Genomic DNA, 14,510 nt, shown 5'->3' on the forward strand with positions numbered 1-14,510 from the left:
ATTACCAGCCGATGCCATAGTCTTCTCCATGGTTGCTCGATCCGCCTTGCAGGCTACCATGTTTCCAATCGAAATAAATGGCATTGATCGGGCCACTGGTGCGATCTGAAAAACTGAGGATATAGCCCATTTTTTTCAGTTCGTCGCGCACGGTTTCTTTTGTATTGGTATTTAATAAGATCTGCCCGGGTTTAGGTTCCCTGTCGCTGGTTTTAGTGCCCCCCAGGGAAAGCCAAAGTTGGTTGGTATTAAAGTTGGCCGCCTCAGTTGCCTTTTGAACCGTCATGCCAAACTCGGCCATGTTTAGGAAAAACTGCAATAAATTCTGATCCTGTGTATCCCCACCCTGGACCGCAGCCGAAACAAATGGTTTACCATCTTTCAAAAATAAAGATGGTGATAAGGTTACCCTTGGCCGCTTGCCCGGTGCCACAACATTAAAAGGATTTAAAGTAGAATCCAAAACAAAACTTTGCATCCGCTGGCTCATGCCCAATCCTGTATTACCCGCAATGCAGGCCGGCAGCCAGCCTCCACTCGGTGTAACCGATACTACCCAACCTTCTTTATCGGCTGCCTCTATAGAAGTTGTGCCTCTCCATAAGCGGTCTTCGTAAACTTCTTTGGGTGTATTATTACCCAAATCGTGTTTTGGGGCAAAGTTTCTTTTGGCCGTATCCAGTTCAAAACCCCTGCTTTTTAACAGATTCAAATAAGGGTTTTTCTTTCCTTCAAAAAGATAAGGATCTCCTGGGCCGATATGCTCATCGTTCTTATCCAGGCGGATCAGCGATGCCCTTTGTTTTGCGTATTCCTTACTCAACAGCCCCTTCATGGGTTCGGCAGGTGTTTGCCCAGGATCTCCATAATAAAAATCACGATCTGCAAAAGAAAGGTTCATGGCTTGATAAACCGTGTGAATGTATTTTGAGCTATTGTAGCCCATTGTTTTTAAATCAAAATTTTCCAAGATATTTAAAGCCTGGAGTAAAACAGGGCCTTGTGTCCATTGTTTTAATTTGTATACTTCAATGCCTTTATAATTGGTGCTTAAGGCATCCTCTTCTACCGGCTTCCATTTGGCCAGATCATCCATGGTGATTAAGCCCCCTTGTTCCTTACTTCCACGGACAAACTCCTGCGCAATATCGCCTTTATAAAAACGATCGTAAGCCGCCATTAATGCCTCCTGACGGGATTTACCCTTTTTCAATGCGGCTTTCTCTGCATCAACCATTTTGGTTAAAGTGGCAAGCAGATCTTTTTGAATAAAAACCTCACCTGCCTCAGGAGCTTCACGTTTCTCACCTGCATGTGGCAATAAAACCTTTTTGCTGTAAGGCCAGGTTTTGATCATTTCTTTATCGCGTTCTATGGTATTTGCGGCCTGTGCTTCAATGGCATAACCCGCTGCCATGTGCATGGCTGGCGCTAAAACCTGTCCTAAACTCATGCTGCCATATTTACTCAACATAAAAATGAGTCCGCCCGGGGTGCCAGGTGTAGTTGCCGCCAATGGTCCATATTCTGGCGGAAAATTATAGCCTTTACTTTTAAAAAACGCTACTGTAGCTCCGGTTGGCGCCACACCCATGGCATTGATTGCAATAACCTTTTTCGTTTTAGGATTGTAAATCAGCGCCTGTGTTTCTCCTCCCCAACTTAAGGTATCCCACATGATGCAGGTGGCGGCCAGCATGGCACAAGCTGCATCAACGGCGTTACCACCCTGTTGGAAAATCATCGATCCGGCAGTGGCAGCCATTGGCTTACCCGTGATAGCCATCCAGTTGTTGCCATAAAGCATTGGTTTTTGCGTAGGTTGTGCAAATAAACTATCGATAGACAGAAATAGTACAAAAAATAAGGCTAGATTCTTCATGATTCTAATATAAGAAAATATAGCATCAGAATTGGGCGGTATCTGTCCCTCACTCCCTATTCCGCACAGTTAAACAAGCTTGTTACAAACCTGGCCACTAGTCGGATAGTTGCCTGCGCCATCTGCCCATAATTGCTGTTTTCTTGGAAGGAGAATATCCATCCTGCAACAATTAAAAACTAAAAGCCTGTTTGTGATGTCTTTATCTAAAAATAATCGTTTTCTTTTTCCCGATTATATTATACCTTAAAAACTAAGCCGTACCTTTGCAAAAAATTATTACAATGAATAATATTACGCCATACCCAGTCTTAGAATACGTTGTTAACGTCATCAAGAACACGATCAGTGACATTAAAACCGAATATACTGCAGCAGATGCAGCCACCCTGAAGGACGGCAACGATACCATTGATTTAGTACAGCGCATGGATGAAACGGGAAAAACTGCCACAATTTTTATCAAAGATCCTAAAGACATCATCTTTAGCGAAGACTTATTTCCAGAGCTAAATGATTTACAGAAAAGCGCCAAAGGAAAAGCTATCCCTGAACTAAAGGATGCTACGGTGATCATTAATGATCTGAATATAGAAACCCATATCATTTTCCAGGCAGTAAAAGACTTTTTTGATGAGTTAAGCAGCAGTTACGAATTTGGCAAAACCGTTGAAAAAGAAGCCAACATTACCAAAAACACTTATAAATTCGGAAGCCATTTCTTTGGTTTAACGGTGATCAACGAAAAAGACACCATTATTGTTAAAACCGGATTTCAGGCCTCAACAGACGCGGCCATCAAAAAGATTATTGAAAATGATGCACTAAAAGTGCAAAATGCAGCGATCAAAATGTTTAAAGCTGGTAAATAACCATTAAAAAAGGTTATATCTTAAATACAGCAGTGCCATAATACACGATTGTCATCCTGAGCTTGTCGAAGGACCCTTTTAAATCCCGTTAAGGTATTTCGGCAAGCTCAACATGACAATTCGAATCACTTAGTTATTCGCCATTTTCTCCTGCTCAGCGGTATAGCGCGCGCCGGTATCCGGATATTTTTTAAGCAGTTCATCAATGGTAGTCAAATCGGCAGGTGTAAGGTTTACATCCACGGCGCCGGCATTATCCTTTAAATATTTGGTTTTCTTGGTACCAGGGATAGGGATAATGTGCTCACCTTGACTTAAAACCCACGCCAGCGCAATTTGGGCTGGTGTAACATTTTTCGATTCCGCTATTGCTGCAAAACCTTCTGCCAGTTTCTTATTGTTTTCGGCATATTGCTCCTGGTAACGTGGCAGTCCCTTTCTAAAGTCGTTATCTCCAAGTGTACTTACATCAAGCGTATTGGTTACCAATCCACGGGCTAACGGGCTGAAAGGAACAAAAGAAATCCCCAATTCTTTTGTTAAGGGAAGGATTTCAGTTTCTACATCTCTTGTTAAAAGTGAATACTCACTTTGCAGTGCAGCTATCGGGTGTACGGCATGTGCTTTTCTAATGGATGCAGCTGAAGCTTCAGACAGGCCAAGATATCTTACCTTTCCCTCTTTAACCAATTCGGCCATAGCCCCTACCGTTTCTTCGACAGGTACATTTGGATCTACCCGGTGCGCATAATACAAATCGATATGATCGGTACGCAGGCGTTTCAGGCTTTGCTCTACTGCTGTTTTAAGATACGCAGGCGATCCGTCAAAAGCTCTGGTCTTCTGATCATCCCATCTGAATCCAAATTTCGTGGCGATAAAGATCTTATCCCTGTTCGGTACTAAAACCTGCGATACCAATTTTTCATTTTCGCCCTGGGCATAAATATCGGCAGTATCCCAAAAATTAATGCCCAGCTCGATGGCCAGATTTAAGGTGGCCAATGATTCCTGATCATCTGGTTTGCCATAAGCATGATTCATGCCCATGGTACCCAATCCTATCGCTGATAACTGTTCGCTGGTATTTCCTAATTTTCTATATTTCATAACCTATTGTTAAAAGATTAATCTTTGTTTTTATGATACAAATTTAAATAGAAAGCGTAGGTAGTAAATTACCAAATTCAAACGAATGCTTATGCGTTTCAAATAACACTAACAATAATCCCCCGGGATTCTGAGCCTTAATTACATTGTGACCTGCAATTTTAAACAGGTGTCAGTGCCACAAGTTCCATTTCCTTTTCCTTCCCCCTCAACTTAATTGCCCCAAATATTTTTGCAGTATAATCTCCGCTTAAGTGCAGTTCTTTAAGCAGTTCTGTCGAAACCAGCATCTCCTGATTAAATTCCTTACACATATTTTGGATCCTGGAAGTGGTATTGAGTACATCTCCCGAATAGGTAATATCACGTTTTATGATACCAACTTCCCCGGCAATCACCCTACCGCAATGGATGCCCGCTTTAAATGAAGGCAGCAGGCCATATTTACTGATATATTTCGCTTTTAGTATGAGAAGCTGAGTCTTAATATCAAAAAAGCAATTGATGCATTTATTGTTGTTCAGTCCATCTTCATAACGCCAGGCGATTACCACCTCATCACCTACATACTGGTATATTTCCCCTCTGTTTTCCAAAATGGGATTGGTAATGTCGATAAAAATATCTTTGAGCAATTCATGATATTTTTTATCACCCAAACTTTCAGCGATTGTGGTTGATGAATTCAGATCAAGAAACATGAAAATCCGCGATTCTTCCCTTGGCGTATTGTACTTTCCACGAATGATGTCCCAGAAAATGCCCTGTCCAAATTTACTGTTGATCTGAAGCATCAACTGGGTGATGGAAACCACGATGGCCCAGGCCAGGCCATTTTTAAGAAACCGGTGCGGATCGCCAAATGAAAGCAGACTCAACACCTCGTTCACCAGTAGAATGATGCAGATAAAACATCCGGCAACAATTAAAAGGGTGTAACCATAAGGTTTATCGTTGTACTTCTCGTTTACAAAAAATACCAAAAGACTCCCTCCAATCAATGCCGCTGTAAAACCGATGCCCGCATTTAAAATTATGGAAGCCAGCAGGGAATAACCGGGCGCTGGCCCCAATGATTTTCTGGTATGTAATACCAGATCCTCAAAAACAGCAATGATTACCCCAATCACCATCCAGGAGATGACGATAATCAGCAATTGTTGAAATTTCTGTAGCGTTCGGCGATTGATTTTTGTTAACATCCTCACGTTATTCAAAATACTAAGCCAATACTTGATAGGCTACCACTAAAATAACGAATATTATTAGCTATGCAATCATTTTACTACATCATTAATAAACAAGCTATATACATTGTTTCAGAGCAGTGTAAATAACGCGGGGAATAATCGCCAAAAGATTATCTTTATTGAAGGCTTATCTCCTGATCCTGTCGGTAGAAAAGGCAATGATGTATTCGGCTCCCGGCAGCACATCCATAAAAAGGCTCGATACTTTAACCTTAGGCTGTGCCTTTAAATTTAGCATCAGGCTTGTAGAGAACTCTTCCATTACCTTAGGATCAACCCTTGTTGAAACCGTTGGCGAATAGTTTCGTTCGATTTCCGTTTTTACCGCTTCACTCACCTGGCGCAAGGTCCAGCTTTCATCTTTACGGATGCCATTTTCGTCGTTGGCATTGTTCAAGTGGTATAAAAATACTTTTGCCTCTAAGGCTATGTCATCATTTTTCATATTCATTTCATAAGATGCCTTTCGGCAATAATTAATTAAGGGAAACGGTTAATCGGTCGTTCCCAGTTTTTTAAGGTGTGAAAGATGTGAAATAAATGCATTCAACATCGTTTTATGCTCCAGATAGGAAACGCCAAACTCCCTGCAGGTCTCCTTCACAAATTCATTGATTTTCGGATAATGGATATGGCTGATGCCCGGAAACAGATGGTGTTCTACCTGAAAATTAAGTCCGCCAAGGAAAAAATATGCCAGCTTACTCCTTGTGGCAAAATTTGCCGTAGAGGAAATCTGATGAACCGCCCATTCATTCTGGATCCTGCCATTAATATTATCAGGAAAGGAAGTCCCTTCTACCACATGCGCCAACTGGAACACTATACTCAGGGTAAATCCGCAAACTACTGCTGCAATCGTAAAACCGATCAAAGCCTTGCCCAGGCCCAGCATCAGGATGGGGAGTAATAAATAAACCGAAAGGTATAACAATTTAGTGGTCCAGAAGATCAGGTGTTCTTTCACATCAAGTTTGATCTTTTTACCGTTTTTGCCCATCTTTCCCGAAAAGTATTTCTCAAAATCCTGGTAAAGAATCCAGGCAATATAAGAAACGCCATACAACAGGATCCAGTAATATTGCTGGAAACGATGGTGCCTCTTTCGCTTTTGCTCTTCGTGCATACGCATAAACTTGATATCAATATCATGGTCCATGCCGTCGATATTGGTATAGGTATGGTGGTCGATATTGTGTTTCTGTTTCCAGAAATGGATAGTTCCGCCCATGATATTGAGCGAATAGGCAGAAACCGCATTGATCCATTTGTATCTGGAAAAACTCCCGTGCCCGCCCTCATGCATTACATTAAAGCCAATGGCCGCCAGGTTTGCCCCGAAAATAGCACAGAGCAGTACGGCAATACTCCAATGCGGAGAAAAGAAAACCAGGATAAAATAAATGGCCATGGCCGAAAGAACAAGTCCTAAACCCTTAAAAAAAAGTACAGGACCGCCGTTTTTACTTTTTCCGGTATCCAAAAAATAAAGATTCACCTTTTCCTTTAAAGATTTAAAAAAGGGAGTTGTAGTGGATTCGAAAGATATTTTTGTCATGAGATCAGTTTTAACACCTGCCCTCTGAATACACAGAAGGATTCCTGTTGCGTGCTAAAACAAAAAGAATGCGCCTCTCGGGCGCGTGTGATTATAAAACGTAAATATACGCATAATATTGTTATTACTTCTTTTTTGATTTGCATCTGGAAGACGGTTTAAGTTCACCGCACAAAATTTGATTTTCTCCATATCATTGTATAAATTGAGGCGCAATATTTATCCTTGAATCACCCCTTATGAAACGATATCTTTTCATCATCCTTTTGGCATGTTCTTTTTCTGTACAGGCACAATCTAACATCAATAGTTACAAATACTTAATTGTACCGGAAAAGTTCAGTTTCCTTAAACAGATTAACCAATACGGGCTAAACACCGAAACCAAAGCGTCGTTTGAGGCGAAAGGTTTTACGGTGTATTTCGACAATGCAGAATTGCCAACAGAAATCGCGACCGATAGATGCAAGGCTTTAACCGTAGATATTTTAGAGAAAAACTCCATGTTTGTAACCAACCTTACTTTAGTGCTCAAAGACTGTAAGGGCACGGTGGTACTCAAAGGCAAGGAAGGCAAAAGCAGAGAGAAAGAATACAACACCTCTTATAATGCCGCATTAAAAGAAGCTTTTGCTTCCATCAGCGATTTCCATTATGTAGCAGGCAGCACCGTTGAAGTTGCTACCCCAGCGCCCACAGCAGCAGCGCCAATACCAGCTCCGGAAACTAAAGCAGTAACAGCGCCTGCCAATCAACCTGTTGCTACCGAAATTAAACAACCCGAAGGGCTGTTATACGCACAAGCCATAACCAACGGTTACCAGTTGATTGATGCAGCACCGAAGATTGTACTTACTTTATTAAAAAGTTCTGTAGCCGATTACTTTATCGCGAATAATGGGAGTGTTAATGGTATCGTATTAAAAAAGAACGGAAATTGGTTTTTCGAATACTATAAAAACAATGCGTTGGTTTCCGAGCAGTTATCAATCAAATTTTAAAATCTTTCTCAGCTGCAGTTCTGATCAACCAATATTGAAAATCATTAAAAACATAAGGCGCTCGCTTAATCGAGCGCCTTATGTTTTTCACCCCAGCTTTCGAGCTGTTTGATAATGGTCTTCAATTCGTAACCGATTGGGGTTAATTCGTATTGGTGATTTTGTTTTCCTCCAGTTTTCGCAACTGCAGCGTCAGCATCAGCTCGGTAATGGCAGGCAGTTTTTTTCAGTTCACCAAACCTGAGTTTTCCATTAATCAGCCAGGAACAAATGGCCAATGCCCACTGCCCGCCAATTATATAAATATCCTTTGGAAGAACTCACCCGCCCCTACGGGCTTTCCTTTGAATATGTTAAGGCAACATACAGACCCCTGTTTCCTTACTATGGCATTGAATACAATTCTTCAGAGGAATGGGTTGAGAAAAGTGTTCCATTGTATCTTGATTTTCTCGACGCTTTGTAAACTGTTAGGCCTCTATCAATATTTAAGCATTTTCCTCTTCTAATTCTACAGCTATAGGCCAGTCAACCGCTATGTTGGTTAATGCATGTAAGTAATTGGTAATGATCTTATCCCCGATTACCATAGTAACATCTACCAAGCTACCTCTGTTATAACCAGCAGCGTAAAAATTTTCTAATAATCCGGGATCAACATGTCCCTTGCCCAAAACAATAGCTTTAACCAATTTGGCCAAGGCATCAAGTTTGCTATCAAATGAAATGTCTGCTTTCCTGATCTCCAAAATCTGTTCGTCGTTAAATCCGTTCATCCTGGCAAAAGCAGTATGTGCACTTAAACAGTATACACATTCGTTCAGTTGACTTACAACAAGGTTAATTACCTCGCGCTCCTTCGCACGTAAAGAACTTTTGCCATTCTGCAAACTAAGGTAATTACCCAGAGCATATTCTGAATGTGCAAAAACAGCATAAAGATTAGGCACAAAGCCAACCATACCTTCGAGATTGGTAAAAATAGCCTGATTTGCAGGTGAAATGTCTTGTTTTACTGGGATTGGGAAATTTTCCATGATGATTTATTTAAATGATTACTTGTTTTTTTATAAGGATAAAGGTCTTAGGTTTTTCACTGGCAAAGAATGTACAGATTTCCCGAAGATTTGTAATTAATGCCCGCTCTTTTCAACGCAGCAAAAAAGATTGCGATATTGCAGAATTAAATTAAGGTAAAATGAAATTTCAGTATCTGCAAAATCTCACACGGGGAGAATTTAGGCTAACCTTAAACGAAGCTCAACTCGACCGGCTATTTTTTCAGCGGGATCGGCAAGATAAATTTTTAACCATTGCCTGGAACAGAGGAACTACCCAGCAAATTATGATTGACGGTGTAGGTTACGAATTTCCAGCGCAGAGCATTATTCCGCTGGTAGTAAGCCAGTCTTTTAGCTTTGAGAAACCAGAACAGATTGTAGCCTGGCAGTTTAATCGTAATTTTTATTGTGTGGTAGACCACGATAAAGAAGTAAGCTGTGTCGGTCTTATCTTTTACGGTTCATCCGGCAATATGTTTATCAATTTAGATGAGGCCCATCAGCGCAAGATCGATTCACTGCTCGAAGTATTTGCAGATGAATTCGGTACTACCGATAATATTCAACTGGATATGCTGCAAATGTTATTAAAGCGTTTGATTATTATTATTACCCGTCTTGCTAAACAGCAATATGTTCCTACTCAATCCATAAGCGATGATAAACTTGATATCATACGCAATTATAACCTTCTTGTCGAAAATAATTACCGGAAACACCATACAGTAAGTTTTTACGCCGGTGAATTAAACAGGTCAGCTAAAACGCTGTCCAATGTTTTCGCCCTTTATGGACATCAATCCCCCTTAACCATCATCCGCGACCGTTTGCTGCTCGAAGCCAAAAGACTATTAATGTATACCGACAAATCAGCCAAAGAAATTGCCTACGAACTGGGGTACGAGGATGCTGCTTACTTTAGCGGCAATTTTAAAAAACAGACCGGTTATGCACCGACCGATTTTAGGGCCGCCAAAATGGCTCCGATGCTCCAGGTTTGAGTGAGCCGGAATATGATTAGGCATAGCGCACATTTCTATAATTTCGGCATCTTTCATGTATCGCTCAGGATAATTTTATTAATTTTGATTGATATAAATCCGTATACTACCTGTTCATCCTATGAAAATTAAATCGTTATTCTATTTCCTCTTTTTGCCGCTCTTCTCGTTTGCTCAAAACGTACACGAACCTGATGAAACGCCAAAAGAATGGTCTGCACCTTATACTCCTTTCCGTATTGCTGGCAATGTATACTATGTTGGTACCGCCGACCTGGCTTGTTACCTGATTACCACTTCAAAAGGAAACATACTCATCAATACCGGCTTAAGCTCATCAGCAGAACAGATCGAAAAGAATGTAAAAACACTGGGTTTTAACTTTAAGGATATCAAAATCCTGCTTACCACACAGGCACATTACGACCATATGGGTGCCATGGCAGCAATCAAAAAACTTACCGGTGCAAAGATGATGGTTGATGAAAAAGATGCCCAGGTAATGCGCGACGGTGGCCGGTCGGATTATGCGCTGGGCGGCAAGGAAAGCAGTTATACGCCTGTTGTTGCCGATCGTTTACTAAAAGATGGCGATCGTATCCAGCTGGGTAACACCACCATCACCATGCTGCACCACCCCGGACATACCAAAGGATCATGTAGTTTTGTGTTGAACACCAGGGATGAAAAACGTAGCTTTAAAGTGCTGATCGCCAATATGCCAAGCATTGTTACCGATAAAAAGTTTTCGGAAATACCAGCCTATCCTGAAATTGAAAAGGATTATGCCTATACCTTCCAATCACTAAAAAAACAAACCTTTGATATCTGGCTATCCTCACACGCCAGCCAGTTTAACCTTCAGAACAAACACAAAGCCGGCGATGCCTATAACCCTTCAGCATTTATAGACCGTAAGGGTTACGATGAAACATTAGGAGCACTTGAAGCGGCTTACAATAAGAAGATTGGCAAACAATAATCTATGTTAATTCGATTGCCACTGAAGGCGCCGAATCCCCAGGCTAAAGTGTCGTCCTGAATCATTATTCGTCATCCTGAACTTGTTTCAGGATCTTTCCAGCCTTGTTTTGACTGTAAACACAAACGCGTCTAGCGCTTCATAAACGAAACATCAATTAATCTATCATCGGGAGTGGAGTCGACGCTATATCTACAATTTATATTTCAAATCAAAAGAAGAAAAAACAGCCTCTTCGCCAGGCGCTCCCTTGAAATGAAGTCCAATACGTGGACTTCTGTCCCATTGCGGAAGAAAATCTGTTGTCACTTTTTCTTCGGTCTTCAAACTTTCCCAGTCTTTGCTTCCCTGTTTGAAAAACACCTGAACGCTTTTATCCGGCATCACCTTCATTTTCAAGGCTATGGCTGTGTTGGCTTCCAGCTGAACTGATGCGCGCACTTTACGCTCCTTGGCCTGAACGGTCCAGAACTCTACCGTATTACCGATTACACCCACACCCAGTGCGGCATTCGCGTCTCCGTAATAAGTAAGTCCTTTTAACGCTTTGTTTGCATTCGACACCACTGTTTCTGCTTCAAAAACAGCCGAAACAGGTCTCCGCGTTAGGGCGACACCTGTTAAGTTAGCCATCATTTTGCCTGATAGATGGAGTTTCCCATCGCCCTGCCAAGCCTGCGTGCCCGAATTCCTGAAATCCCATTGCCAGCCTTTATCCATTAACGGACTTTTGAAAGTCAGTTTCAGGTCCGGGTTTACAGCCGGACCCGATTGTTCTTTAAAAACAGGCCAGCCATTTTTTTCGGGCCAAAGCAGCTCGGCGAGCATGCCCTGCCTGCCCGCAAAAACGGTTGTTTCTTTATTGTAGGCATGGTATAAATAATAAGTTTTTCCATTCTTGGCCGTCACAAAGGTGCCGTGCCCCGAACATTTCCAGAAGTCATTCTCCATCAATAAAGGATTGCCGGGATATAGCTCATATGGTCCGGTGAAGGATTTCGACCGTGCTACCCGCACATTATAATCACATTGTGGCCCACAACAATTGCCTGCAGAGTAAAAAAGATAATAATAACCGTCCTTTTTTAAAATGCTCTGTCCCTCCAGTCCAATCCGCTGATCGTCTTTTAATAGCGAAAAAGGCTGCCCTTCGGTATGTAAACCATCTTTACTGAGTTTAATGCCTAAAATTTCGATCGGCCTGTTGTCCAGTCCATAGGCCTTGAAAGTGATGTACCGAATCCCTTTATCCAAAAAAACAAATCCATCAATGGCTTCCTTGCCATGGTCGATAATCACGCCCTGATCCACAAATCCCCTGTCGGGATATTTGGAGGTGGCCACGCCAATACAGGAAACCAGGTCTTTTTTTCTTCTTGCCGTATAATAGATAAAATAGGTATTGTCATGGTAATCGTATTCGGGTGCCCAGAAAGAGCCTGTTGTCCATTCCGGTGCCTGATCAAACACATAACCCGTCTGTTTCCAGTTCAGCAGATCAGCAGAAGTATAAATCGGGAAATGCGGCGCCCACTCTGAAGAAGTACCTATGGCATAATACTGATTGGAAACCTTAATGATCGAAGGATCAGCAAAATCGCCGGGAATGACCGGATTGATTGCCGTTTGGGCAAATAGCAGGTTTGAAAACAGCAAGGTTTGCACCGTTAGGCACAGCAACAGGTATCGGAATAATCTCATCTAACGAAATTAATCTTAATTGCCATAACTCTATAATGGAAGGGCTATTTTTTTTCTGAATAAAATTGATGGTGCTGGTTTTGATGTAAGTCATGGGCTAACACCAATTATCCCTGGAATCCATTTAAAACAGCCAGGTAAAATCGCTGTGAAAAATTACCGGTTGAGACGGGGTTGGTTCGGACTCAGATGGAGTTGTAACAATCGTAGCCGAACAAAACCCGGAGTAAATCTGTAGCAAATGTTTCCTAATCCTTAATCAGTTTGCTCGGGGTTGGCTTTGATTTCCAGGACATTAAATTATTGCCTGCTGGCATTGCTGGCCGCTAAACGATTTAAAAATAAAATAACGGTCGATTTCCAAAATTTAACCTCACCTTTGCTTGTGGCTTGAAATTTGTGCCTCGTAAGATTATGGAAAACAGCAACTACCCCAAAAAGAAGATCTTAACCCCTTCTGTTGTACACGATGATTTACCAGAGGTTAAAAAACCTGAGCACTTAAGAAAAGTGCCACTAGATCATGATAATGGATTGCCTGAAAATCCGGAAAGAAATTACCACCACGAAGAGTTAAAGAGTGTAACCTCCAGTCATGACGAAATCAGGCATGCGGATGACGACATCTGGAACGGAGAAGACGCCTAAACAAGCTTTTTGAGGGTTCTTTTGAGTGCGTTTTCTATGTTTCAGGCACAACATGGGTGAAAAATGTAGTTTTTTAACCCTTGTATTCTAAATCACCCTGCGCAAAGTCCATTTTAATTGCTTCGTTTTTAAACACTTATTTAAAATCAGAAAAACAGCCTTCAAATAGTTTAAAATATATTTTTACATATTCAACAGAACTTCTATATTTGCAGCTCATTAAAAAATGGGCCTCGGTAGCTCAGCTGGATAGAGCGTCGGTTTTCTAAACCGAGGGTCAGGGGTTCGAGTCCCTTCCGGGGTACGATTAAAGGCTTCTAGTTCAAAACTGGAAGCCTTTTTTGCTTAAATAGATTCAGATTGGGCGTGCAAATGTCGCGATATTATAGATTAATATTTCTTTTCAATCTATCTCTTTCCTTTAAAGAGTAAGTATAGTTTTGATATTCTTCCACTAATGTAATTCTTAGCGCTCATATGCTTAATAAATTAACTTATACTTTAACTGTACCTATTTATCCGGCACTTAAGGACGGATATTTACAAAACCATCAAAACGGACTCCACTACCAAATTCACTTACTGTCTTCACCAATTTTAGCGCATTGAATTTCTTTTTAATTTTGTCAGAGCCCGTGTTTCTGAAAACTTTGAGGCCTGGCACTCTATAGGTATAATCTTCAAAGTCGTCTCCAAATTCATTAAGCACTGTATCATATGGTACAAGCCCAATTTCTTCTACTTTTTTAAAAAGCTTTTTATATTCTTTTTTAACTATTAAAAAGTCGACAGGAGGAAGTATTATTGAAATATGGTTAGGCCAAACACATGCAGTATACAATTGCTCATCTTCTTTGCTTTTTAGAACAAAAAAGCCTGAGACAAACAAATCCTCCGTTAAGCTATTTTGAAAATCGTCTCTATGAAATTGAAACTCCCATAAATAGTCTGACTTTTCAAGCGGCAAATATTCAAAATTTAAATCTATGAACTGATCTAATGTTAATCTATCATTGTGTCTTATCCATTGTTCCTGAAGACATCCTACTGCGAATTTCCTTGGATTGTCCGGGTCGGTTTCGTCTTGTGCGTTTAAAACATAAAGGTCAAGATCTTTTATGAATTTTTCTATAATAGGGAATACTTCATGGCCGAAAAACCTGGGTCTGAAAAAATTAATACTGAAACTAAAATTCAAAGCTTCATACTCTGGAAAATTATCAAATATTTCGATACTTTCTTGTTCTTCTTCTGGCTCGTTCCATTCGAAGAGAAAATAAACTCCTGTATCAGGATTTTCATAAACCCATTGTTTCGGATATTCACTAATGTTATGAACAAGATTATTGGTCAGATATTCTGCTATTTGTTCTTCTGTCTGTTGGCTGTCTTTTCGTTTGTAAAAGTATAAATCGAAGCTCATATTGTTGTGGTATTTGAAGGG

At 40.9% G+C, this 14,510-nt stretch carries 14 protein-coding genes and 1 tRNA gene; 6 read left to right on the forward strand and 9 right to left on the reverse strand.

Annotation, left to right across the window (positions count from 1 at the left end; all coding sequences use genetic code 11):
* Window position 1: 1 nt before the first annotated feature.
* Entirely contained in the window at window positions 2–1,882 is a 1,881-nt protein-coding gene (locus AC04Q1_RS18535) for a gamma-glutamyltransferase family protein (protein WP_478366057.1), read from the reverse strand.
* A gap of 284 nt (window positions 1,883–2,166) precedes the next feature.
* Between AC04Q1_RS18535 and AC04Q1_RS18540 the strand changes: the two genes are divergently transcribed.
* Window positions 2,167–2,754, forward strand: a complete 588-nt coding sequence (locus tag AC04Q1_RS18540; RefSeq protein WP_478366058.1) for a hypothetical protein — start codon at window positions 2,167–2,169, stop codon at window positions 2,752–2,754.
* Window positions 2,755–2,883: 129 nt separating this feature from the next.
* Here the strand turns inward: AC04Q1_RS18540 and AC04Q1_RS18545 are convergent, their stop codons facing one another.
* From AC04Q1_RS18545 to AC04Q1_RS18560, 4 genes are all read right to left on the reverse strand, one after another.
* Window positions 2,884–3,864, reverse strand: coding sequence for an aldo/keto reductase (locus AC04Q1_RS18545; RefSeq protein WP_478366059.1), 981 nt, complete (start codon window positions 3,862–3,864; stop codon window positions 2,884–2,886).
* A gap of 161 nt (window positions 3,865–4,025) precedes the next feature.
* Window positions 4,026–5,066 (reverse strand): adenylate/guanylate cyclase domain-containing protein, encoded by a 1,041-nt coding sequence (locus AC04Q1_RS18550; protein ID WP_478366060.1) that lies wholly within the window; start codon window positions 5,064–5,066, stop codon window positions 4,026–4,028.
* A gap of 175 nt (window positions 5,067–5,241) precedes the next feature.
* Window positions 5,242–5,559: a hypothetical protein gene (locus AC04Q1_RS18555; protein WP_478366061.1), complete on the reverse strand. Its 318-nt coding sequence runs from the start codon at window positions 5,557–5,559 to the stop codon at window positions 5,242–5,244.
* Window positions 5,560–5,607: 48 nt separating this feature from the next.
* The gene (locus tag AC04Q1_RS18560; protein ID WP_478366062.1) at window positions 5,608–6,672 is read right to left on the reverse strand and encodes a fatty acid desaturase family protein; all 1,065 of its coding nucleotides are present in this window, start codon (window positions 6,670–6,672) and stop codon (window positions 5,608–5,610) included.
* A 239-nt stretch (window positions 6,673–6,911) separates the two neighbouring features.
* Between AC04Q1_RS18560 and AC04Q1_RS18565 the strand changes: the two genes are divergently transcribed.
* Entirely contained in the window at window positions 6,912–7,673 is a 762-nt protein-coding gene (locus AC04Q1_RS18565; RefSeq protein ID WP_478366063.1) for a hypothetical protein, read from the forward strand.
* Window positions 7,674–7,738: 65 nt separating this feature from the next.
* On the opposite strand, the gene AC04Q1_RS18570 is transcribed toward AC04Q1_RS18565, so the two are convergent.
* On the reverse strand, window positions 7,739–7,951 hold the full coding sequence (locus tag AC04Q1_RS18570; protein ID WP_478366064.1) for a hypothetical protein: 213 nt from the start codon (window positions 7,949–7,951) through the stop codon (window positions 7,739–7,741).
* Between the two features lie 210 nt (window positions 7,952–8,161).
* Window positions 8,162–8,710, reverse strand: coding sequence for a carboxymuconolactone decarboxylase family protein (locus AC04Q1_RS18575; protein ID WP_478366065.1), 549 nt, complete (start codon window positions 8,708–8,710; stop codon window positions 8,162–8,164).
* A gap of 161 nt (window positions 8,711–8,871) precedes the next feature.
* Here AC04Q1_RS18575 and AC04Q1_RS18580 point away from each other — a divergent pair, with 161 nt between their 5' ends.
* Window positions 8,872–9,735 carry a helix-turn-helix domain-containing protein gene (locus AC04Q1_RS18580; RefSeq protein WP_478366066.1) on the forward strand — a complete coding sequence of 288 codons (864 nt, stop codon included), beginning with the start codon at window positions 8,872–8,874 and terminating at the stop codon, window positions 9,733–9,735.
* A 121-nt stretch (window positions 9,736–9,856) separates the two neighbouring features.
* Window positions 9,857–10,717, forward strand: coding sequence for a subclass B3 metallo-beta-lactamase (gene bla, locus AC04Q1_RS18585; protein WP_478366067.1), 861 nt, complete (start codon window positions 9,857–9,859; stop codon window positions 10,715–10,717).
* 192 nt (window positions 10,718–10,909) lie between these two features.
* Here bla and AC04Q1_RS18590 read toward each other — a convergent pair whose 3' ends face one another.
* Window positions 10,910–12,418 (reverse strand): glycoside hydrolase family 43 protein, encoded by a 1,509-nt coding sequence (locus tag AC04Q1_RS18590; RefSeq protein WP_478366068.1) that lies wholly within the window; start codon window positions 12,416–12,418, stop codon window positions 10,910–10,912.
* Window positions 12,419–12,832: 414 nt separating this feature from the next.
* Here AC04Q1_RS18590 and AC04Q1_RS18595 point away from each other — a divergent pair, with 414 nt between their 5' ends.
* Entirely contained in the window at window positions 12,833–13,066 is a 234-nt protein-coding gene (locus AC04Q1_RS18595; RefSeq protein ID WP_478366069.1) for a hypothetical protein, read from the forward strand.
* 230 nt (window positions 13,067–13,296) lie between these two features.
* A tRNA-Arg gene (locus AC04Q1_RS18600) sits at window positions 13,297–13,370 on the forward strand.
* Window positions 13,371–13,592: 222 nt separating this feature from the next.
* Here the strand turns inward: AC04Q1_RS18600 and AC04Q1_RS18605 are convergent.
* A complete protein-coding gene (locus AC04Q1_RS18605; protein ID WP_478366070.1) occupies window positions 13,593–14,489 on the reverse strand; it encodes a hypothetical protein in 897 nt (298 codons plus the stop codon).
* Window positions 14,490–14,510: the final 21 nt, after the last annotated feature.

This window comes from Pedobacter humicola, from assembly GCF_056490705.1.